This window comes from Lonsdalea britannica, assembly GCF_002111595.1.
Classification (GTDB): domain Bacteria; phylum Pseudomonadota; class Gammaproteobacteria; order Enterobacterales; family Enterobacteriaceae; genus Lonsdalea; species Lonsdalea britannica.
Genome location: NZ_LUTN01000006.1, coordinates 169,204 through 190,553, shown reverse-complemented (window position 1 = coordinate 190,553; position 21,350 = coordinate 169,204). Strand labels below are relative to the sequence as shown.

The 21,350-nt window shown below is 55.4% G+C and carries 18 protein-coding genes and 1 pseudogene; 10 read left to right on the top strand and 9 right to left on the bottom strand.

Going from position 1 to position 21,350, the window contains the following annotated elements; all coding sequences use genetic code 11:
* The first annotated feature begins 114 nt into the window (after positions 1–114).
* Positions 115–681, top strand: coding sequence for an MT-A70 family methyltransferase (locus AU509_RS07440; protein ID WP_244200950.1), 567 nt, complete (start codon positions 115–117; stop codon positions 679–681).
* Between the two features lie 623 nt (positions 682–1,304).
* Here AU509_RS07440 and AU509_RS07425 read toward each other — a convergent pair.
* Positions 1,305–2,492: a tyrosine-type recombinase/integrase gene (locus AU509_RS07425; RefSeq protein WP_094118046.1), complete on the bottom strand. Its 1,188-nt coding sequence runs from the start codon at positions 2,490–2,492 to the stop codon at positions 1,305–1,307.
* 175 nt (positions 2,493–2,667) lie between these two features.
* Here AU509_RS07425 and sapC point away from each other — a divergent pair, with 175 nt between their 5' ends.
* From sapC to fabI, 4 genes are all read left to right on the top strand, one after another.
* Positions 2,668–3,558 (top strand): putrescine export ABC transporter permease SapC, encoded by an 891-nt coding sequence (sapC, locus tag AU509_RS07420; protein WP_085653290.1) that lies wholly within the window; start codon positions 2,668–2,670, stop codon positions 3,556–3,558.
* Positions 3,559–3,573: 15 nt separating this feature from the next.
* Positions 3,574–4,566: a putrescine export ABC transporter ATP-binding protein SapD gene (gene sapD / locus AU509_RS07415; RefSeq protein WP_085653288.1), complete on the top strand. Its 993-nt coding sequence runs from the start codon at positions 3,574–3,576 to the stop codon at positions 4,564–4,566.
* Positions 4,566–5,381, top strand: a complete 816-nt coding sequence (gene sapF / locus AU509_RS07410; RefSeq protein WP_085653286.1) for a putrescine export ABC transporter ATP-binding protein SapF — start codon at positions 4,566–4,568, stop codon at positions 5,379–5,381. Before sapD ends, sapF begins: the two co-directional genes overlap by 1 nt.
* Positions 5,382–5,534: 153 nt before the next feature.
* Positions 5,535–6,323, top strand: a complete 789-nt coding sequence (fabI, locus tag AU509_RS07405; RefSeq protein WP_085653284.1) for an enoyl-ACP reductase FabI — start codon at positions 5,535–5,537, stop codon at positions 6,321–6,323.
* Positions 6,324–6,382: 59 nt separating this feature from the next.
* Here the strand turns inward: fabI and AU509_RS07400 are convergent, their stop codons facing one another.
* Positions 6,383–7,318: a LysR family transcriptional regulator gene (locus tag AU509_RS07400; protein ID WP_094118045.1), complete on the bottom strand. Its 936-nt coding sequence runs from the start codon at positions 7,316–7,318 to the stop codon at positions 6,383–6,385.
* A gap of 420 nt (positions 7,319–7,738) precedes the next feature.
* Here AU509_RS07400 and AU509_RS07395 point away from each other — a divergent pair, with 420 nt between their 5' ends.
* Positions 7,739–8,497, top strand: coding sequence for a GntR family transcriptional regulator (locus AU509_RS07395; RefSeq protein WP_094118023.1), 759 nt, complete (start codon positions 7,739–7,741; stop codon positions 8,495–8,497).
* A 12-nt stretch (positions 8,498–8,509) separates the two neighbouring features.
* On the opposite strand, the gene AU509_RS07390 is transcribed toward AU509_RS07395, so the two are convergent.
* Both AU509_RS07390 and AU509_RS07385 read right to left on the bottom strand, forming a co-directional pair.
* Positions 8,510–9,847 carry a 6-phospho-alpha-glucosidase gene (locus AU509_RS07390; protein ID WP_139824028.1) on the bottom strand — a complete coding sequence of 446 codons (1,338 nt, stop codon included), beginning with the start codon at positions 9,845–9,847 and terminating at the stop codon, positions 8,510–8,512.
* 18 nt (positions 9,848–9,865) lie between these two features.
* Complete coding sequence (locus AU509_RS07385) at positions 9,866–11,458, bottom strand: PTS transporter subunit EIIC (RefSeq protein ID WP_085653278.1); 1,593 nt, start codon at positions 11,456–11,458, stop codon at positions 9,866–9,868.
* A gap of 249 nt (positions 11,459–11,707) precedes the next feature.
* Here AU509_RS07385 and AU509_RS07380 point away from each other — a divergent pair, with 249 nt between their 5' ends.
* From AU509_RS07380 to osmB, 4 genes are all read left to right on the top strand, one after another.
* A complete protein-coding gene (locus AU509_RS07380) occupies positions 11,708–14,017 on the top strand; it encodes an FdhF/YdeP family oxidoreductase (RefSeq protein ID WP_085653301.1) in 2,310 nt (769 codons plus the stop codon).
* Positions 14,018–14,200: 183 nt separating this feature from the next.
* Positions 14,201–16,132, top strand: coding sequence for an exoribonuclease II (locus tag AU509_RS07375; RefSeq protein WP_094118022.1), 1,932 nt, complete (start codon positions 14,201–14,203; stop codon positions 16,130–16,132).
* 357 nt (positions 16,133–16,489) lie between these two features.
* Entirely contained in the window at positions 16,490–16,624 is a 135-nt protein-coding gene (locus AU509_RS18565; RefSeq protein ID WP_254901537.1) for a hypothetical protein, read from the top strand.
* Between the two features lie 555 nt (positions 16,625–17,179).
* Positions 17,180–17,395, top strand: coding sequence for an osmotically-inducible lipoprotein OsmB (osmB, locus tag AU509_RS07370; RefSeq protein WP_094118021.1), 216 nt, complete (start codon positions 17,180–17,182; stop codon positions 17,393–17,395).
* 54 nt (positions 17,396–17,449) lie between these two features.
* Here osmB and yciH read toward each other — a convergent pair whose 3' ends face one another.
* From yciH to pgpB, 5 genes and pseudogenes are all read right to left on the bottom strand, one after another.
* Entirely contained in the window at positions 17,450–17,779 is a 330-nt protein-coding gene (yciH, locus tag AU509_RS07365; RefSeq protein ID WP_085653274.1) for a stress response translation initiation inhibitor YciH, read from the bottom strand.
* Positions 17,780–17,781: 2 nt separating this feature from the next.
* Complete coding sequence (gene pyrF / locus AU509_RS07360) at positions 17,782–18,513, bottom strand: orotidine-5'-phosphate decarboxylase (protein ID WP_094118020.1); 732 nt, start codon at positions 18,511–18,513, stop codon at positions 17,782–17,784.
* Positions 18,514–18,778: 265 nt separating this feature from the next.
* Complete coding sequence (gene lapB, locus AU509_RS07355) at positions 18,779–19,948, bottom strand: lipopolysaccharide assembly protein LapB (protein ID WP_094118019.1); 1,170 nt, start codon at positions 19,946–19,948, stop codon at positions 18,779–18,781.
* A gap of 13 nt (positions 19,949–19,961) precedes the next feature.
* The gene (locus AU509_RS07350; RefSeq protein ID WP_026740275.1) at positions 19,962–20,267 is read right to left on the bottom strand and encodes a LapA family protein; all 306 of its coding nucleotides are present in this window, start codon (positions 20,265–20,267) and stop codon (positions 19,962–19,964) included.
* A 179-nt stretch (positions 20,268–20,446) separates the two neighbouring features.
* Positions 20,447–21,225: pseudogene (pgpB, locus tag AU509_RS07345) on the bottom strand (phosphatidylglycerophosphatase B).
* Between the last annotated feature and the right edge of the window lie 125 nt (positions 21,226–21,350).

The window sequence follows — 21,350 nt, the reverse complement described above, 5'->3', positions numbered from 1 at the left end:
GCCGGTGACTGGGTTCTGCCACAACTGCGAAGAACCGACGCCGGGGCTATTCTGCGACTCGTTTTGCCGCGAGGACTACGAGAAGCGCACTACGGCCATGAAGCGGCGAGGTGCGTGATGGGAAAGTACCGACTCATTTATGCCGATCCGCCGTGGGTCTACCGCGATAAAGCGAACGACGGCAAGCGCGGCGCCGGGCACAAATACCCCGTCATGACTGTGAACGATATCTGTCGCCTGCCCGTTTGGGAGCTGGCCGATCAGGATTCATGCCTGTTGGCGATGTGGTGGGTGCCGACGCAGCCAGCAGAAGCGCTCAAGGTTTTGGACATGTGGGGATTCCGGCTGATGACGATGAAGGGATTCACCTGGTTCAAGACCAATCGCCGTAAGGGTAACGCTGCAATCGGCATGGGCCATATGACCCGCGCTAACAGTGAGGACTGTCTGTTTGCCGTCCGGGGGCGTCTTCCTGAGCGCTTGGATGCCTCTATCTGCCAGCACATTACCGCGCCGCGCATGGAGCATAGCGCCAAACCGTCGCAGATACGTGATCTGCTGGTTCAGCTATTGGGTGATGTTCCTCGCCTGGAACTGTTCGCCCGCCAGCGGGTGGAAGGGTGGAACGCGTGGGGAAATGAGTGCGATTGCAGTATCGAACTGAAAGGGAAAGGCGCATGACATGAAACCTGAAATAGAGAACGCCATCCGCGCCGTCGCCAGACGGTGCAGGGATGAAATCATAGCCGCCAGAAAAGGCACCCAGCATCAGAATACGACCAAATCACAACACCAATTGTCAACAAACACGCAGCGACGATCACAGCACTTCCACTTGGTAAATTCAGCGCAAGGCTTTGGCTTTGCTACTTCGTGCGCGTCGTGGATTCAGAAGCAAGACAGTGAGGAATTATGGAAAAGATCACGATATCAAGGCGTGAGGAAAGTAAATGTTCCGGCGTATATGGCGCCGGGGAGACACAGTGCTGCGGAACAATACGGGCCATAGTGCGCCATAAATATCCGATAAGTGGAAAAATGATCGCGCATCCGGGCTCGAACACAACAGAAGGGGTAAATCATGGATTTTAATGGCGGAGAGAGTATCCATAGCAATTCTGAAATTATGGTGACCAGTGAAATTATGGCGCGCTATAAGATTTCTCGTAGCACCCTTTATTTTTGGAGCACACCAGCGCGGATGCCTGCATGTTTCAGCCGTCCTTTTCCCAAGCCAGCTATTGGAGGGAGCCCTAAACGGTGGCGTAAGGCTGATGTGCTTAAATGGGAAGACGAGGTTAATGCTACTCCAACTGATGACCAATCACCGTCTCAAGGTGCTGGACCCAAACCTTAAGCCACTGGTGTTGATCGCTCAGGTAGTCGTGAAGGTTATAACGTGCCATCACCCCTGCCATCTGATGACCAAGCAATTTTTCAATAACATGTGGTGGCGCGCCAAGTTCTGAAAGGCGCGTTGCCACCGTCCTTCTCAGATCATGAAGCGACCACTGTTTCATACCTGTCTTCATAATTATTTGAGCAGAGAAGAATGAAACGTTTGGCTGAGCCGGGGGCTTATCATCACCTGGTCCGTTGTAACGTGACCGGGTCAATACGTGCTTAGTCACTGAAACTTTCTGGTGACTTTTCAGCATGGTTATCGCTGCATCAGGTAGCGCCCTTCTCACCGTCTTACCCGTTTTGTATTCACTGCCTGGCACCGTCCAGGTTTTTTCGCTGTAATTAAACCATTCCCATTTTGCTGTCCTGATCTCTGTGCTTCGGCAGCCAGTCATCATCAGAAATCGCATAACAATTTGCTGTCGTACGGGCATATCCTCCAGGGCATTCCAAATTGTTCGGATTTCATCATCGGATAAAACTCTGTCTTTCATGGCGGCAGCGATCGCCACGTCAGACCGTCTTAAATCTGCAAGCGGGTTGACGTCAATCACGCCCCTGTTATGGCAGAATCTAAAGGCACGCTGCATCAAGCTAAGAATTTGACCAGTAATCACACGTCTTCCCATACCATCAAACAGATTTAGCCAGTGGGTTTTAGTCGTGTGATTGACGACCATGCTTCCCAGTACGGGCATAACGTGGTTTTGAAAATCCTGACGGTTTTTGTGAATCTTGATTAGCCCTTCAGGCTTGCAGTAATGCTCTTCCCAGTAATCGAACGCCTCTTGAACCGTCATTGCGTCGACTTTTTTTATCCTTTCTAACGCCACCTGCTTACGTGGATCGTATCCCTCTGTTATCCATAAGCGAAATTGCTGCCTTCGTTCCCTTGCCTGTAAGAGGGATATCGACGGATAATCACCAATGGTTAGCTGTGCCGGCTTGTCGTTCCATCGATAGCGATAAAAGAATGTGACGCCTCCCGAGATAGTTAGCCTGGCGTTTAGCCCGTGAGAATCTGAAATGACCTCTACTTTCTCGCGGCGTTTACCGAGCGCTTTTCTTAGTTTGGTGTTGGTAAGCAATGTGTACACTCCGATTTCCGTATACACAAGAGTGTACACAAAAACCATAAATTGAAGCTAATCAACCCACACATAAGTAAAGCACTTCAAAGCATCAAAAAAAGGCAATGCATTGTTATGAAAGGTTTTTTTGAAGAAAACCCAATCAGATTAAACAAAATCAAAGCGGCTAAGTATGCTCTCAGATAACATCTATCGCGAAAAACATCAGCCCAGCCGCTGGCGTGATACCTGGACCATGTTCAAGCAGGATCATCTGGCGATGATCGGGTTTTACGGCTTTTTGATGCTGATCGCGCTGTGCCTGTTCGGCAACACCCTTGCCCCGTACGCCGTAGACCAGCAGTTCCTCGGCTATCAGTTGTTGCCGCCGTCGTGGTCGCACTATGGCGAAGTCTCCTTCTTCCTGGGGACGGACGATTTAGGTCGCGATCTGTTGAGCAGACTGCTGAGCGGCGCGGCTCCGACCATCGGCTCTGCGCTGCTGGTGACGCTGTGCGCAGCGCTGTTCGGCGTGCTGGTAGGTCTGCTGGCGGGGGTGACTCATGGACTCCGTTCCGCCATCCTGAACCATATTTTGGACACGTTGCTGTCCATCCCCTCTCTGCTGCTGGCGATTGTGGTCATCGCCTTTATCGGTCCAAAGCTCGAACACGCCATGCTCGCCGTATGGCTGGCGCTGTTGCCGAGGATGGTGCGCACCATCTACACGGCCGTGCATGACGAGCTGGAAAAAGAGTACGTCATTGCCTCACGGCTGGATGGCGCGTCCACGCGCTACATCATCTGGTATGCCGTGCTGCCTAATATTTTGCCGCTGCTGGTCAGCGAATTCACCCGCGCCCTGTCGGTCGCCATTCTGGACATTGCCGCACTGGGCTTTCTCAATCTGGGCGCGCAGTTGCCGACGACCGAATGGGGAACGCTGTTGGGAAATTCGCTGGAGCTGGTCTACGCCGCGCCCTGGACCGTCATGTTGCCAGGGGGGGCGATTACCCTGAGCGTGCTGATCGTCAACCTGCTGGGGGATGGCCTGCGCCGTTCTCTGCTGGCACAAACCGAATAGTGGTGGGAAAAAGGTATGCCATTACTGGACATTCGTAATCTGACCATCGAATTCATGACCGCCGAAGGGCCGGTCAAAGCTGTCGATCGCGTCAGCATTAGCCTGAGCGAAGGCGAAATCCGCGGCCTGGTGGGAGAATCCGGGTCGGGGAAAAGCCTGATCGCCAAAGCGATTTGCGGCATCACCAAAGACAACTGGCGCGTGACCGCCGACCGTTTCCGCTTCGACAACATCGACATGCTGAAGCTCACGCCCCGGCAGCGACGCAAACTGGTAGGTCACAATCTGTCGATGATCTTTCAGGAGCCGCAGTCGTGTCTTGACCCTTCCGCCAAAATCGGACGTCAACTGGTGCAGTCGATTCCGGGCTGGACCTACAAAGGACGCTGGTGGCAGCGCTTCAACTGGCGTAAGCGCCGGGCCATCGCGCTACTGCACCGGGTGGGGATCAAGGATCATAAAGACATCATGGGCAGTTACCCCTATGAACTGACCGAAGGGGAGTGTCAGAAAGTCATGATCGCCATCGCACTGGCCAACCAACCGCGGCTGCTGATTGCCGATGAGCCGACCAACGCGATGGAAGCCACCACGCAGGCGCAGATTTTCCGCCTGCTGTCGCGGCTGAATCAAAACAACAACACCACGATTCTGCTGATCAGCCATGACCTGCAGACCATGAGTAAATGGGCGAATCGCATCAACGTGCTGTACTGCGGTCAGACCGTCGAAAGCGCGCTGAGCAGCGAACTGATCAGCACCCCGCACCATCCGTATACGCAGGCGTTGATCCGCGCGATGCCGGACTTCGGCCGCGCGCTCCCGCATAAGAGCCGCTTGAATACCTTGCCCGGCGCGATCCCGTCGCTGGAGCATCTACCCGTCGGGTGTCGTCTCGGTCCGCGCTGCCCTTATTCGCAGCGCGAATGCATGATCACGCCGCCGCTAATCGTGGCGAAAAACCATTGGTATGCCTGCCACTTCCCGCTCAATATGGAGGAATCCTGATGGTCGAGACCCTGCTCGAAGCCCGCAATCTCACCAAGACGTTTCGCTACCGCACCGGTCTGTTCCGGCGGCAGCACGTCGAAGCGGTCAAGTCGGTAAGCTTTACCCTGCGCGAACGCCAGACGCTGGCGATTATCGGCGAGAACGGTTCCGGGAAGTCGACCCTGGCGAAAATGCTGGCGGGCGTACTTCCGCCCACCACTGGTCAGTTGGTGATTGACGATCATCCGCTGGAATATGGCGATTACGGCTATCGCAGCCAGCGTATCCGTATGATTTTTCAGGATGCCGGCAACGCGCTAAATCCACGCCAGCGTATCGGTCAACTGCTGGAATTGCCGCTGCGGCTGAATACCCAGCTCAGCCCCGAAGAGCGGGAAAAGGCCGTCTATCTGGCGCTGCGTCAGGTGGGCCTGCGCGCCGATCACGCATCGTATTACCCGCACGCGCTGGCGCCGGGTCAGAAACAGCGCGTCGGGCTGGCGCGGGCGCTGATCCTGCAACCGAAAGTGATTGTGGCCGACGAAGCGTTAGCGTCGCTGGATATGTCCATGCGTTCGCAAATCATCAATCTGATGCTGGAGTTGCAGGAAAAACACGGTATCTCCTACATCTATGTCACCCAGCATCTGGGGATGATGAAACACATCAGCGATCAGATTCTGGTGATGCATAACGGCGAAGTCGTCGAGCGCGGCAGCACCGCAGACGTTTTGGCAGCGCCATTGCACGATTTGACCAAGCGCCTGATCGCCAGCCACTTCGGCGAGGCACTGAGCGCCGACGCGTGGAGAAGCGACGGCGGCGTTCTTTAATTTACCCCGTCCGGGCATGACGCTGCGGTGATGACCAAAGTATTACATCTGGCATCACTCATGCTAGAATCGCCCGGTTTATTCACACCGGTCGCCATTAACTAATAATTCTTTAACGGCGATCGCAGCAATAATGATCACAAGGATACTGCTATGGGTTTTCTTAATGGTAAGCGCATTCTGGTAACGGGCGTTGCCAGTAACCGCTCCATCGCATTCGGTATCGCCCAGGCGATGCAACGCGAAGGCGCCGAACTGGCGTTCACTTATCAGAACGACAAACTGAAGTCTCGCGTAGAAGGTTTTGCCAGCGAACTCGGTTCTAACATCGTTCTGCCGTGTGACGTTGCGGAAGATGCCAGCATCGAAACGCTGTTCACCGAATTGGCGAAAGTATGGCCAAACTTCGATGGTTTCGTGCACTCCATCGCCTTCGCACCGGGCGACCAGCTGGACGGCGACTATGTCGATGCCGTGACGCGTGAAGGTTTCTCAATCTCTCACGACATCAGCTCCTACAGCTTCGTCGCGATGGCGAAAGCCTGCCGCAAGATGCTGAACCCGAACTCCGCACTGGTCACGCTGTCCTACCTGGGCGCAGAGCGCGCCATCCCGAACTACAACGTGATGGGTCTGGCGAAAGCGTCTCTGGAAGCCAACGTACGTTACATGGCGAACGCCATGGGCGCTCAGGGCGTGCGCGTGAACGCGATCTCCGCAGGTCCGATCCGTACTCTGGCGGCTTCCGGCATCAAGAACTTCAAAAAGATGCTGTCTCACTGCGAAGCCGTGACGCCAATCCGCCGCGTTGTGACCATCGAAGATGTCGGCAACTCCGCCGCCTTCCTGTGCTCCGACCTGGCGGCCGGGATCTCTGGTGAAGTTCTGCACGTCGACGGCGGTTTCAACATCGCTGCGATGAACGAACTGGAACTGGATTAATCCCTCCGACAAGCGAGCCTTCCGGCTCGCTTGTTTTCTCGCTCTTCCCCTGCCATGCCTTAGACGACGTTGCTCGTTCCCCCGTTATATCCTGCGTTTTGTCGCGCTAACCAAGCTGCCGCCACGTTGAAAAAATGCTGGGCCAATGCCGTTGATCGCCCCTGCTCGGCAATCACGACGGCCGTCGTACGCGGCATCAGCGGCAACGTCAGACTGCGCCACGCCAGCTGCGGCGTCATTTCCGGCAACAGACTGCCTTGCGGCACAATACCGCATCCCAGACCGACGAATACGCTTTGAATCAGCTGCAAAACCGAGCCGCTTTCCACCACGACATTAGGCGTCACCGCCGCGTCCTGCCAGAGCGAATCCAGATAGCCGCGTAGATAGCGCCCGGTGTCCGTCAGGCACAGCGGCAGCTCAGCGATGTCAGCCAGCGAGAGCGGCGCGTCGCCTTTTAGCGCAGGAAAGTGCTGCGGATTAAACAACAAAGCCATATGCGGCGCACCCAGCCTGGTGACCTGAAAACGCGGTTCCTCAAGCATCGCGGGTTTGAAAAAGCCGATCCCGACGTCCACGTCATGCGCCTGCAATGCCTCCAACAAACGATCCGCGCTGAACAGCGACACCTGAAAAGCCAGTTCAGGATAAAGGGATCGCACCGCGGCCAGCATCTGCGGCACCGCGATACCACACTGAGGGACGGCGCCGATGCGCACCAGCCCGCTGGTGCCGCGTTTCAGGGCGTCGACTTCCAGCTTTAGTCCTTGATAAACCGACACCATTTCACGCGCCCAGGCGAGCACCCGTTCGCCCTCCGCGGTGAAGCCATCGAAATTATTGCCGCGATTGATGAGCGACAGACCCAGTTCGCGCTCCAGATTTTTAAGTCGCATGGAGAGCGTAGGCTGGCTAACGAAGCTTGCTTCAGCCGCGCGGCCGAAGTGGCGAGCCTTTTCCAGGTTGCACAGATAGATAAGTTGTTTGATATCGATTTTCGTCATTCCTAAAAGTTGAGCGCGGGAGAAAACTGCTGCTGTCTGAGCCGCGCCTGGCGCCCGATTTTATTGGCTGATTAGCCGAAAAAAACCATGCGTTCTGTACGCCAATCGGCCCTGGCAGAAATCGCGCGCGGCAAGGTATTCATTACGAGCGAAGACATCACTCTCCCCCCAGAATATCGGCGTCGCATGAGTATTTCTAATGAATGAGGCCGCCGAAGACGGTAACGCAGACCACAGTATGAGCGGAGTTGACCTCTTAACATGCTTCATTTTAGAAGCATGATGCACGAATTCAACTTAGGGTTCTCTGCGGTATATCGCGGTCTTGAAGGAAAAACGCGGAGACTTGTATAGATAACTATCCCCCTATACTATCTACGCTTCTGAAACGAACGGGAGGGAAGAATAAAAATGATTGATAAACATTCCTTTGTTCCTTTTTATCTGCAAATTGAGCAGATCCTGACCCGTCAGATCCATGACAACAGACTGAAGCCCGGCGACCCGCTCCCCACCGAAGCGGAAATGTGTCAGCAATATCAGGTTTCACGGATGACGGCGCGTAAAGCCGTCGACTATCTGGTCCGACAGGGGCTGGTTGAACGCTTTCGGGGACGCGGCACCTTCGTTGCTCAGCCGGACACCCGCGTAAAAGTACAACTGCCGCTGGACCAGCATCTGACCTCCAGTGAGGTCGCCAACAGTACGCAGCGCAAGATCGTCAACCAACTGCGCCATTTCTCTCAGCAACCGGCCACCGCCGAGGTCGCCCAAGCCCTTCGGATCGCGCAAGGGACGCCGGTCCACTACATGGTGCGCCTGCTGTTAATTGACGGCACGCCGTTTGTGTATGAACAGTCCTGGATGATTCAATCTCTGTTTCCCGACCTGAGCGAGCGCGATCTGAATCAGTCCAAGTATGCCTACCTCAAATCCAAAGGCTATGACGCCGTCGGCAGCCATAAGCAGATATTCGCCGAGCTTCCCTCCGTCGAGGTGCTGGAAGCTCTCGGGCTGGCACGGGATGAACCCGTGCTGCGTGCCAGCGTCGTCGCTTTTTTCGCTGACGAGCACCCCTTCGAGCTTTCCAACGTTTATTACAATCAGCGGCGTTATGCCTTCACCCTCGACGCGCCGCTGCGTCCTTTATTCACGCCGTCGCCCTGTTAGTCGCTTGCGCAATCAGGTTAACGCCGGCCAATAACCTTGGTTGGCCTCTATCAGCGCATCCAACACTTTGCGCGCCTTTTTCGCATCCACCACCAACCGGTTCAGCGTCAGCGCTTGCAGCGCTTTGGTGTAAGACCCTTCAAACCATGCCTCTATCGTCAGGCGTTCGTAGGCGAACTGCTGCTCGATCATCCCTTTATAGAAGGTGGGGATGTTGCCCACGCCGTAGGGCCGAGGTCCATTGATGCCGAGCGTCGCCGCCACTTCCACCATCGCGCTGTCATCCAGATTGTTCACCAGACCGTTGTTCTCCACGATCACCACAAAGATACGATGCTGGTTATAGGCGATGGATTCGGCGACTTCGACAATCATGTCGCCATGCGCATCGTTGTGTACCACGCTGGCATCTTTGGTCGTTCCGGCGGCGACCGCGTTTCGGCATGTCTCAAACACGCGTTTTTCTCGTCCCGCCATCACTTCATTGGCGCGGGTAAAGTTCGGGTCCAGCTTGCTCAGCTTGTACTCTGGATACAGGTAATATTGCAGATAGGTGTTCGGCAGATAGTCAGGGAAGTCCCGCAGCATGTCGGCCACCACCGCATACGTATCCAGCCACGAGGCATCGCGTTGCTCCGCGTCGGCGGGCTTGAATCCCTGATTGAGGATAATTGATTTTAACTGCGGCAGCAGATCCGTTCCCTGGCGATCGTACAAATGCGTGAACCAGCCAAAGTGATTCAAACCGAAGTAGACCGGTTCGAACTCATTGACGTCCCGCCCCAGGATACGGGCATAGGAACGCAGCAGATTGACCGGCTGATCGCAGATATTAAGGATGCGCTTGTCGTCCGGAAACTTGACGCGAAGCGCATCGGCGACGATGGCCGCCGGATTGGTATAGTTCAAAATCCAGGCCTGCGGCGAACGCGCCCGCACCTGCTCCACCAGTTCAATCATGTCGCCAATAGAACGCATCCCGTAGGCGAAGCCTCCCGGACCGCAGGTCTCCTGACCGATGACGCCCAATGAAAGCGGGATTTTTTCGTCCTTTTCTCGCATGTCGTAACCGCCGGTGCGCATCTGGCAGAAGACGAAATCGACATCCCGAAACGCCGCTTCGACATCCGTCGTGTAGGCGAAATCCAGCGCCGGGTACTCTTCGCTAAACAGCAGGCGGGCAAAGTCGCCGATAACCGCCTGCCGTTCGGCGTTCACGTCATACATCACCACCCGTCTTAGCGGAAACGTGCTTTGTCGTTTGCACAACGCCTTCAGTAACCCCGGCGTCCAGGTCGACCGCCCCCCACAATCACAATACTGTATGTCTTCGTCATCGCTGTTTCCCATTTTCCGGTTGAGGTTTGATTACGCCGTGACGCCCAACGCCGCTTTGACGTCCTGAGCGATTTTTTCCACTTTCGGCCCGTAAATCACCTGAACGTTATGTTCATTTACCCGTTTGACGCCGTTGGCTCCCGTCGTCATCAGGGTGTTGTCCACGACCAGGTTGATGTCTTTTACCTGCACCCGCAGCCGGGTAAAACAGCAGTCCACTTCGGCGATATTGCTCTGTCCGCCCAGGCCGTCGATAATGGTTTGCGTACGTTCATCCGCACTCACCGCCGCTGGCGATGCCGCCGCGTCGGACTCACGCCCCGGCGTCTCAACGTTCATTCGTTTGATCACGAACTTGAACGCGGAGTAGTAAATCAGGAAGTAGAACGCCCCCAGCAATACCGCGTACCACCACTGGGTTTTCAGCCCGCCCAGCATGCCAAACACCACCAGATCGATAGCGCCGCCCTGAATATTGCCGATCATCAGGTGGGCCAGAGACATCAACATGAAAGACAGGCCGCTAAGGACGGCGTGCAGCAGATACAGAACGGGCGAAACAAAAATAAAACAGAACTCGAGCGGCTCAGTGATCCCCGTCGTGAAAGACGCCAGTCCCCCGGCCAGCATCAGCGCTTTCACGCGTTCTTTATGTTCAGGCCGGGCGCACTGATACATCGCCAGCGCCGCGCCGGGAAGCCCAAACATCATGACGGGAATTTTGCCTTGGGCCAGAAACTGGGTGGCGTTACGGATCACCTCGTCGCTGACCGCGCCGGGATGCGTTAGCGAGGTGTTAAATATGTTCAACGCGCCGACCACCGTCTGACTGTCCACGGTCGCGACGCCACCAATGGGAGTAAAGCGCACGGTTTCGTTCAGGATGTGGTGCAACCCGGTGGGGATAAGAATGCGCTCGGAGAAACCGTAGAGAAACGCGCCGTACTGACCGCTGTGGCCAATTAACGCCCCGACCCAAGCGATGCCAGTGCCGATGGTCGGCCAAATCAGCGCCAGACCGACGCCCACCAGCGGCAGGCATACCACTGTAATAATGGGCACAAAACGGCGGCCGCCAAAAAAGCTGATCGCCGTCGGCAGTTCGATCGTGTAGAAGCGGTTGTGCAGCATGACCGTCACCACACCGGCGATCACCCCACCCAGCACGCTCATGTTATAGGTAAAAATCCCCAGCGTTTTAGTGAACTCGGCGGCATACATCAGCGCCGCGGTACGGTCCATACCGCCCGCCGTCAACGCCTCCACCGTGGTGCTGACCGGCGTGAGTTGCTGAGCGGTGAGCGTCGCCTGCACCCCGACGTGCATAGAAATAAAACCGATGACGGCGGCAAACGCTGCCGTCGGTTTTTCTGCATTAGCCAGACCTATCGCGCTGGCGACGGCGAAAAATAACGGGAGGTTGGCGAACAGCGCACCGGCGATCTGGCGAATAAAACCGATGATGAGCTGCGGGATCTGCATGTGGGTGAACGCATCGCCGGTGACGGCGGGGTTTTGCATCGCCGCCGCCAGTCCCAGGAAAATCCCGGCGGCGGCGATGACCGAAATCGGCATCATGAGTGCTTTACCAAAGGCGTGAACCTTATTGCCAAGATCTTTCATTATTTGCCCTTCCTGTTTTTCGTTCTGATTAAGGAATAGCCGGAAAATAACAAAATTTGTATATACAACTAGACAAAAAGATCAAGATTCCGTCCTTGGTCACACTTTATTTGCGATAACCCTCCTCTATCTCGCGATTGCCGTATTTGATTAGACGTTCCTGCCCGGCGATCCTAGACTTAACGTCTAACCCCAATTCCTTAAAAATCCATTCACATATTAAAAACAATATGGCCAGCACATCCTATGATGAAATTTAAACCAGAAATCAAGCCATACCGCCGCGCCGCGGGAGGTTGGGGCTCGCTGGAAGCCACTACGCGTTACGTTCTGGACAGCAAAGAAGCCTTCAAAAATATTCGAAACTTGATGCGGGTCAATAAACCCCGGGGATTCGACTGTCCCGGCTGCGCCTGGGGCGACGATAACCACAGCACCTTCAGCTTCTGCGAAAACGGTGCTAAGGCCGTAAGTTGGGAAGCCACGCGCAAAGCGGCTGGGCCTGAGTTTTTCGCCGCCCATAGCGTCAGTACGCTGCGTCGCCAGAGCGACTATTTTCTGGAATATCAGGGACGTCTGACGCACCCGATGCGCTACGATCGTCACACCGATCACTACGTTCCCATCACCTGGGAACAGGCGTTTGCGCTGATCGCGCATCATATTCACGGACTGGATAACCCTAACCAAATGGAGCTGTACACGTCCGGACGCGCCAGCAATGAGGTCTCCTATATCTATCAGCTGTTCGGCCGAATGATGGGCACCAATAATTTCCCGGATTGTTCCAATATGTGCCACGAAGCGAGCGGCACCGGCTTGAAACAAAGCATCGGGATCGGTAAAGGCACCGTACGGCTGGACGACTTCAATCATGCCGACGCCATTCTGGTGTTCGGCCAAAATCCCGGCACCAACCATCCGCGCATGCTGCACAGCCTGCGCTCCGCCGCCGCGCGCGGCGCACACGTGATCACGTTCAATACCCTGCGCGAACGCGGACTGGAACGCTTTACCGATCCGCAAAGCCCGGTAGAGATGCTGACACCGCTGTCGGGCAGGATTAGCGATACCTACCTGCAGCCGAACTTAGGCGGCGATATGGCCGCCGTCCGCGGCATCGTTAAAACCTTGCTGGAAACGCAGCGTCTGCGTCTGGCCGCCGGAGAGCCCGGTATCTTCGATCAGACTTTTGTCGACAGCCACACTGACGGGGTCGAGGCCTATCTTGAGCAGGTCGATGCGACGAGCTGGGCCCATATCGTCGAACAGTCCGGCCTGAGCGAAGCGCAGCTGCGTCATGTCGCCGAGCTGTACCTGAACTCCCCGCGTGTCATTTGTACCTGGGCGATGGGTATCACCCAGCACAAACACTCCGTGGCGACCGTCAGGGAGATCGTCAACCTGCAATTGCTGTTTGGCCAGTTGGGCAAACCGGGCGCAGGCCTGTGCCCGGTCCGCGGACACAGCAACGTACAGGGCAACCGTACGATGGGGATTGATGAAAATCCGTCGGGGGCGATGCTGGACAGCCTTGCGGCGCATTTCGACTTTACCCCGCCGCGCGAACACGGGCATAACACCGTTCAGGCTATCGAAGCCATGCTGCGGGATGAGATCAAAGTGCTGATTGCGCTGGGCGGGAATCTGGCCGCCGCCGCGCCGGACAGTCTGCGTACCGCAGACGCCATCGGCCGCTGCGATCTGACCGTCTATATCAGCACCAAACTGAACCGCAGCCATTTGACCACCGGTCGGCAAGAATCCCTGATTCTGCCCACGCTCGGACGGACTGATCAGGATGTTCAGACGACCGGTCCTCAGTACATTACCGTTGAAGACTCTTTCAGCATGGTGCACGCCTCAGAAGGCGTCGGGCAACCGCTCTCGCCTCAACAGCGTTCCGAGACAGCCATCGTCGCCGGTATCGCCCACACGGTCATGGGCAACGACAAGGTGGATTGGCTGGCATTAGCCGGGAACTACGATTTGATCCGCGACCACATTGCCGCGACCCTGCCGGGCTTTGCCGACTTTAACCAGCGCTGCGCAGAGCCTGGCGGTTTCTATCTGGGCAACGCCGCCGCCGAATTACGCTTCAACACCCCAAGCAAGAAAGCCACGTTCAGCTGCGCGCCGCTGCCGACCAGCGTGGTACCCGAGCAGGACGGCGTGCGGGCGCCGTTTACTTTGCAGACTCTGCGCTCCCATGATCAGTACAACACCACGATTTACGGACTGGACGACCGCTATCGGGGCGTTTACGGCCAGCGAGAGGTGCTGTTCATGCACCCGGACGATATCGCCGCGCTGGGGCTTCAGGATGGCGATCGGGTCGATATCGAAACGTTGTGGCATGACGGCATTACCCGGAAAGTCAGCGGTTTCCGACTGGTCGAATATGCGATCCCACGAGGGAATCTGGCCGCCTACTACCCGGAAACCAATCCGCTGGTTCCGCTCTCCAGCTACGGCGACCAGACGTTTACCCCAACCTCCAAATCGATTCCCGTGCGCGTGACCCGTAGCGATGCCCAACCGCTGCAGAGGATAGCCTGACGAAAGGCGTCACCGGCGGCATGAGAAGCATACGTGCTTATGCGGCCGCCGGAGCCGTCTTTTTCCCCTCTCGTCACGGTCGGCAAATCTTGCCGGAGCCCCCGATCAACGCTTGCCGCCGGGGCACGATTCGCGTAAAACTGTGTGCCGCTAAAACCACCTTTAACCGCATTTCTGGACGCTATGTTTCAAGATAATCCGCTGCTTGCACAGCTTAAACAGCAACTCCACTCTAAGACGCCACGTGTAGAAGGCGTCGTAAAAGGCACCGATAAGGGATTTGGTTTTCTTGAAGCCGAAGCACAGAAGAGCTACTTCATCCCGCCGCCGCACATGAAAAAAGTGATGCACGGCGACCGCATCGTTGCAACGCTGCATACCGAAAAAGATCGTGAAATCGCCGAGCCGGAATCGCTGATCGAACCGTTTCTGACCCGTTTTGTCGGCCGCGTCCAGAAGAAAGACGACCGCCTGTCGATCACCCCGGACCATCCTTTGCTCAAGGATGCGATCAGCTGCCGAGTGGCGCGTCAACTGGACCACGAGATTCAGGACGGCGACTGGGCGGTCGCAGAAATGCGCCGCCACCCGCTCAAAGGCGACCGTAATTTCCATGCGGAAATCACAGAATACATTACCACTGGCGACGATCCGCTGGCGCCGTGGTGGGTGACATTGTCACGTCATAATTTGGAGCGTAACGCGCCGGAGCACGACGCCGCCGAGATGAATGATGGCGAACTCACGCGTGAAGACTTAACCGCGCTGGATTTTGTCACCATCGACAGCGCGAGTACCGAAGATATGGATGACGCGCTGTATGTCCGCGACAACGGCGACGGCACGCTGGAAATGACCGTGGCGATCGCCGATCCAACGGCCTATGTGCCGGCCGACAGCGAGCTGGATACGGTCGCGTGCAAACGCGCGTTCACTAACTATCTGCCCGGTTTCAACATTCCTATGCTGCCGCGCCACTTGTCGGACGATATTTGCTCCCTGCGCCCGCAGGAACGCCGTCCGGTCATGGCCTGCCGCGTCACGTTGGCCGCTGATGGGGCGATGAGCGACATTCAGTTCTTTGCCGCCTGGATCGAATCCCGCGCCAAACTGGTCTACGACGAAGTGTCCGACTGGCTGGAGCAAAAGGGAGAGTGGCAGCCAGAAAACGAGGCTATCGCGACTCAGATCCGCCTGCTGCACAAGATGTCGCAGCTGCGCAGCGCATGGCGCACCACGAACGCGCTGGTGTTCAAAGACCGCCCGGACTATCGCTTCCTGCTGGGAGAAAAAGGCGAAGTGCTGGATATCGTGGTCGAACCGCGCCGCATCGCGAATCGTATTGTTGAAGAAGCCATGATCGCGGCCAACGTCTGTGCGGCTATCGTACTGCGCGAAAAGCTGGGCTTCGGGATTTACAACATCCACAACGGGTTCGATCCGGTCACGGTAGAACAGGCCGTCGCCATTCTGGAAAGCAATGAGATTCAGGCCGACCCGCAGCAGATACTGACGCTGGAAGGCTTCTGCGTGTTGCGTCGCCAGTTGGACGCCCTGCCGACGCAGTTCCTGGATAGCCGCATGCGCCGCTTCCAGTCGTTTGCGGAAATCAGCACTGAGCCGGGCCCTCATTTCGGTCTGGGATTGGAAGCCTACGCCACCTGGACGTCACCTATCCGTAAATACGGAGATATGGTGAACCATCGCCTGTTGAAAGCGATTATCACCGGCCAGTCCGCTGAGAAACCGCGGGATGAGGTCACCGTTCAGCTGGCGGAACGTCGTCGCCTCAATCGTATGGCCGAACGCGACGTCAGCGATTGGCTGTACGCTCGTTATCTGAAGCCGCATGCTGGCACCGACGCACGCTTCTTGGCAGAGATCATGGACGTTACGCGTGGTGGCCTGCGAGTGCGTCTGCTGGACAACGGCGCGACGGCATTTATCCCGGCCTCGTTCATCCATGCCGTCCGCGACGAGTTGCTCTGCAGTCAGGACACGGGCACCGTCACCATCAAAGGTGAGGTCGTCTACCGCCAGAGCGATAAGCTGGATGTGATGCTGAAGGAAGTGCGTCTCGAAACGCGCAGCATCATCGCTAAACCGGCGGCCTAAGTCGTCATGACGCCATCGGGACTTCCTGATGGCGTCAGTCGTTTACTCCCCACCAACTCCCTTTTCCCGTTCTTCTACTGCTGATTCCCTCGTCATCGTCATACTTCTGACCAAGACAAAAGCGATGAACACGTTCGTGATCTGATTAATCGCAGCATTCTGCGTGCCCCGTATCCGTGCCCCTGCCTTATCGTTTAACTCTCCCGCACATCACTGCCTGCTCGTAGGGCAAAATCCCGGTGTCCCAGAGAAAGGTAAAGCATTACTTACTGATCAAATATCAGGCTTACCTGACTGGCTTGAGCGGCGCATACTAAAATCGCACACTTTCACAGCAATCTAATAAAGGAAAAAATAATGAAAAAGATCGCAGCACTGTTGTTAATTACCCTCATTGGCACATTCTCCGTCTCAGCTATTGCCTGCCCCAAAGGGCAGCATCCTCATGGCGGAACCGGCGCTCATCATAAAGGGGGCCATTGTTCTTTCTAAGCATTTAACCCGCTATTATGGCGGGTTGACCCTTTTCTCTCACCCTCCTGCTTTATGTTGTACAACCCCCAAAATTAATTAACAAATCTTATGTTTATTCAGGCATGAGCCTGATGCGGCAATCTTTCCGCCTTCTACCGCTTAATGATGCTTAAGTTCACTTGTAAGTCCCTTTGACAAGGGGGAAGCGATGACCTGGCTACGTCATAACTTGCTACGGCGGCCCTTGTTTATCAGTTACATTGTGACTTGTTGCCACTGGTTATCGTTGTTCATTTGAGAGGTTGTCGCCTTACAAAACATACAATTAAGAAAGAAAAGATGGCGGCGAAAAGCAGTGGTGATGCGGATAGCACAAAGTGATCTATGGGATAACTAGAATTAAGAGTTTTTACCTATCGTAAATTCTGCCGATATTTATACTGCGTCTCAGGTAACAAAAAGTGAGTAAGTCGTAGTTAATTTTACAGCATGATGCCAGCACCCTATTTTCTTATGAAAAAGCGGTCATACGCCGCTTATTCCACCATAAGATGGCATCAACAGGAGAAGACCATGAGAGTAAATAAGGCATTGGCAGTTACGGTACTTGCGATAGTCATGGCAGGAAGCCTGACCGGTTGTTCCAATATGTCTAAACGCGATCGCAATACGGCCATCGGCGCAGGCGTGGGTGCTGTGGGCGGTGCCGTTCTGACCGGCGGCAGTACGCTCGGTACGCTGGGTGGCGCGGCGCTTGGCGGCGTCATCGGCCACGAAGTCAAAAGATAATTCTTCTGGGCAGGTTTCCGTCACCGGACCTGCCCAGCACTATTTAGCCCGCGCTTATCCCCCCGCCAGCTTCACTTTCATTCCTTTTGCTTCCAGCAGCTGTTTCAGCACGTCACGCTTATCGCCCTGTATTTCGATCACGCCGTCTTTCAGCGAGCCTCCGCAACCGCACTTTTTCTTCAATTCTGCCGCCAGTTTTTGCAATGCGTCATCATCAAGGTCAATACCCGTAATTACGCACACGCCCTTACCTTTACGACCACTGGTCTGACGCTGTATACGTATGACGCCATCGCCTTTTGGACGTTCGGCGGGCACCGTTTTTTCCGCAATGCGTCCGCTCTCCGTCGAATAAACCAGTGGGTTATCGTCACGAAAACTCATATTCACTCTCCTAACGTCGCCAGAATATCTTTCAGCGTTTGCGCCGGGTTGGCCGACTGGGTGATCGGACGACCAATCACCATATAGTCTACTCCGGCCTGCTTCGCCTGTTCTGGGGTCATAATTCTGCGCTGGTCGCCTGCCGCACTACCGACCGGGCGAATCCCCGGCGTGACCAGCTGAAATGCGGCGCCGCAGCGCTGTTTGAGGCGTTCGGCTTCGTGCGCCGAACAGACGACGCCATCCAGCCCGCATTGCTGTGTCAGCACCGCCAGCCGTTCGGCCTGCTCGGCCGGAGACAGCGTGATCCCCAATCCGCGCAGATCGTCCTCGTCCATACTGGTCAATACCGTGACGGCAACCAGCAAAGGTGCGTCAGCGCCGTACGGCAGTAATGCTTCTTTAGCCGCTTGCATCATGCGCGCGCCGCCGCTGGCATGCACATTGACCATCCATACCCCCAGTTCCGCCGCCGCGGCTACCGCACGCGCCGTCGTATTGGGAATGTCGTGGAATTTTAAATCGAGAAAAATATCGAAGCCGCGCTGTTGCAGCGCTTTGACCAGAGATGGCCCGAATAGCGTAAACATCTCTTTGCCGACTTTTAACCGGCAGCTTTGAGGATCGATGCGATCAACAAACTCATAGGCATCGCGCTGAGAAGCGTAATCAAGGGCAACCAGAATCGGCGAGGAGTGGGAATTCTGTTTCTGCGTTACGTTTTGGCCTGTCACTGGCGTTACCCCCGAGGTGTCGATATGTATTCAGCATCGCGAGGAGAAAACGCCGCACAGCACATCAACGCACGGCGAAAGCCTCTCCCCTCGACAAGAGACTGAGCGTTAATTTCCCGCCGCATTCTACATGTCCGAACACTCAAATCCCAGCGGCTGCTGAACCACAATGCATTCAGGCTGATATTCGGCGCCGTGAGGGGATGAAATCAGGATGTTGTAACTATATAAGGGTTTAACCCAACAAGATATTGCGACAAGAAGGTTATTGACCGTCCAGCCCGCGAATGGGTTTGATGGTGGCCCAGGATCGGCAGGACGGACAATGCCAGTACAGCGATTGGGAGGCGAATCCGCACTTGTGACAGCGATAGCGCGGTTTAGTCTGAATTTGCTCACCCACCATGTCGCGCAGCACCATCAGGCTGTCCTTAGCTCGCCCTTCTTCCGCTTCGCTCAAGTGGAAATCCATCAGCCGGTGGAAAACCCGCATGGTTGGATGCCGCTGCAACTGCCGGTTGATATAGACCTGAGCCACTTCAGGCCCTTCTTCATTTTCCAGAATATCCGCCAGCATCAGGTCGGCAGTCGCACCGGTATTTTCCTCAACGCAGCGTTTCAGAAACATCGCCCATTCCAGTGGCTGATCCAGATGCTGATAACACTCCTGAAGCATCGGCAGCGTTTCCGTCACGATGTCTTTATCTTGATCCAGCACCTGTCGTAAGGCCGTCACCGCTTTGGCATACTGCTGCTGCGCCATGTAAATACGTCCCATCATGATGGACGTTCGCGCGCAAAGCTTGTCTGACGCCGCCGCTTTCTTCAGCAAAGACAATGCTTTTTCGAGATCGTCGCTGCCCATCGCCTGCAACGCCAGCTCACAGTAAAAATGTGCAATCTCGCTGCGCAAATGTTCTTTTCCGAGCTTGACCAGCTTTTCGGCCGTCTCAATCGCATTTTGCCAGTCACTGGTCGACTGATGGATCTGTAATAACTGCTGGAGCGCCGTCAGACGAAAATCTTCCTCGTCCACCAGCTGATTAAAAATCTCTTCAGCACGGTCATACAGCCCAGCCGTCATATAGTCACGGCCCAGCTGTTGCACGGCGAGCAGGCGTTGTTCGAAACTGAGAGAGGCGCTTTCGGTCAACGCCTGGTGGATACGGATAGCCCGGTCCACCTCGCCGCGGGAGCGAAACAGATTACCGAGCGTCAGATGTGCTTCGAAGGTGTTGCTGTCGTCCTTGAGCATATCAAGGAATAGTTCAACGGCCTTATCCTGCTGGTTGGATAGCAGGAAGTTCACGCCCGTCACGTACTCGCGCGACAGGCGGTTCGCCTCATCCTGTTTGTCCTGCTGTACACTCCTGCGGCCCATGTACCAACCGTATGCGGCAGCAACGGGCAACAACAGAAACAGCAGTTCAAGCATAAAAAATCATTCCTTAGTGGGTCACTGGCTCGGGAGAGACCGTTTTGCTCTCATCCGAGTCGGGCAGTTGCTGCTCAAGACGTTTGATTTTACGTTGTTCACGGCCTAGCGCAATGCGTAAACGCAGATAAAACAGTCCGCAAATGACCCATCCCAGCACAAACCCAGCGGCAAACAACGTCGCTAACAGCGTTGACAGACGGTATTGCCCCTGCGCGATAAGGTAACTAAAGGTAACGACCTGATCGTTATGTGCTCCCAGCGTGATAGCCACAATGAAGATCGCCAACACGAGTAAAAAAATCAGCAAATATTTCACGTCTTTTTCCTGTGATATCGCTTGAAATAAATGAATTATGCCAAAAATGGCATCGGACCCCATTTAAGTTAGCACTTCCGCCCCGACGTGGGAAACTCACGAGAAAAACAGCGGTGGGAGTGCCACGGGAAAGCCCCTCTTCGATTGACCTGAGGGGTTCCGATTATGCCATAGTAAACTTAAATGTCGCCCTTATGTGACAACGTCACAGATTGCTGAGATTGCTCAGCATCAACCTCGGCTGCGGTCAGAGGACCACACCAGCGTGAGGCCAGCCAGGTCGCGACCAAAACCAGCAACCAGCTGATCGCCGTCGCCATCATTAGGTCCTGAGGCCAGTGCATCCCCAACGCCAAACGACTTCCCATGACGGCCGTAGCCAGATCATGACGATCGCGACGGTGATATAGTGACGACGCGCCCACAGCAGGCCGACCGCCAACAACGCCCAGGAGGCTGCAAACATCGTATGTCCTGACGGGAAAGCAAACCCGGTCTCCGCCTGCCAGTGGTGACGTAACCATTTCGGTAGCTGTTGATCGTCTTGAAGCTGGTTTTTTATCAAAGAAGACCGTTCGGATCGCGGCAAAGAGTAGAAATGACGCTCATCGACCTGATGACTTTGTTCAAGCCACTCCACAAAGGGTCTGGGTTCCTGAACCCAACCTTTGATCGCCGACTTCACCCCTTGCCCGATGCAGATGGTCACAATAAGAATCGCGAACACGCCCAGCGCTGGTTTCAGGCTGAAACGCAGACACCACAAAAACCAAAGCGACAGTACAACGCTCGTCACCACGCCCCACGGCGAGGTCACCGTTTCCGTGATCCAGAACAGCACACGTAGCCACCCTCCGGTGAGGTGTGGATGCCATTGCCAACCGCTCAGCCAGACCACAAGGGGCATTATTAGCAGCAACAGCGCGCCAATGGTGACTCTTTTAGTGATTCCGTACATCAATTCTCCCTATAATTCAGAGGGATATAAAACCAATGAAATTTTTCCGATATTACCAGAAAAGAAGGCATAGGCGTTTAGTATGACGTAAAATACCTTTCGGTTACGTCAACGGCTAAGTGAGT

What these genes read in the sequence shown, in the direction of transcription:
- sapC (WP_085653290.1), top strand. Translation starts at nt 2,668, where the DNA reads ATGCTCTCAGATAACATCTATCGCGAAAAACATCAGCCCAGCCGCTGG.
- sapD (WP_085653288.1), top strand. Translation starts at nt 3,574, where the DNA reads ATGCCATTACTGGACATTCGTAATCTGACCATCGAATTCATGACCGCC.
- sapF (WP_085653286.1), top strand. Translation starts at nt 4,566, where the DNA reads ATGGTCGAGACCCTGCTCGAAGCCCGCAATCTCACCAAGACGTTTCGC.
- fabI (WP_085653284.1), top strand. Translation starts at nt 5,535, where the DNA reads ATGGGTTTTCTTAATGGTAAGCGCATTCTGGTAACGGGCGTTGCCAGT.
- AU509_RS07395 (WP_094118023.1), top strand. Translation starts at nt 7,739, where the DNA reads ATGATTGATAAACATTCCTTTGTTCCTTTTTATCTGCAAATTGAGCAG.
- AU509_RS07390 (WP_139824028.1), bottom strand. Translation starts at nt 9,847, where the DNA reads ATGGGAAACAGCGATGACGAAGACATACAGTATTGTGATTGTGGGGGG.
- AU509_RS07385 (WP_085653278.1), bottom strand. Translation starts at nt 11,458, where the DNA reads ATGAAAGATCTTGGCAATAAGGTTCACGCCTTTGGTAAAGCACTCATG.
- AU509_RS07380 (WP_085653301.1), top strand. Translation starts at nt 11,708, where the DNA reads ATGAAATTTAAACCAGAAATCAAGCCATACCGCCGCGCCGCGGGAGGT.
- AU509_RS07375 (WP_094118022.1), top strand. Translation starts at nt 14,201, where the DNA reads ATGTTTCAAGATAATCCGCTGCTTGCACAGCTTAAACAGCAACTCCAC.
- AU509_RS18565 (WP_254901537.1), top strand. Translation starts at nt 16,490, where the DNA reads ATGAAAAAGATCGCAGCACTGTTGTTAATTACCCTCATTGGCACATTC.
- osmB (WP_094118021.1), top strand. Translation starts at nt 17,180, where the DNA reads ATGAGAGTAAATAAGGCATTGGCAGTTACGGTACTTGCGATAGTCATG.
- yciH (WP_085653274.1), bottom strand. Translation starts at nt 17,779, where the DNA reads ATGAGTTTTCGTGACGATAACCCACTGGTTTATTCGACGGAGAGCGGA.
- lapB (WP_094118019.1), bottom strand. Translation starts at nt 19,948, where the DNA reads ATGCTTGAACTGCTGTTTCTGTTGTTGCCCGTTGCTGCCGCATACGGT.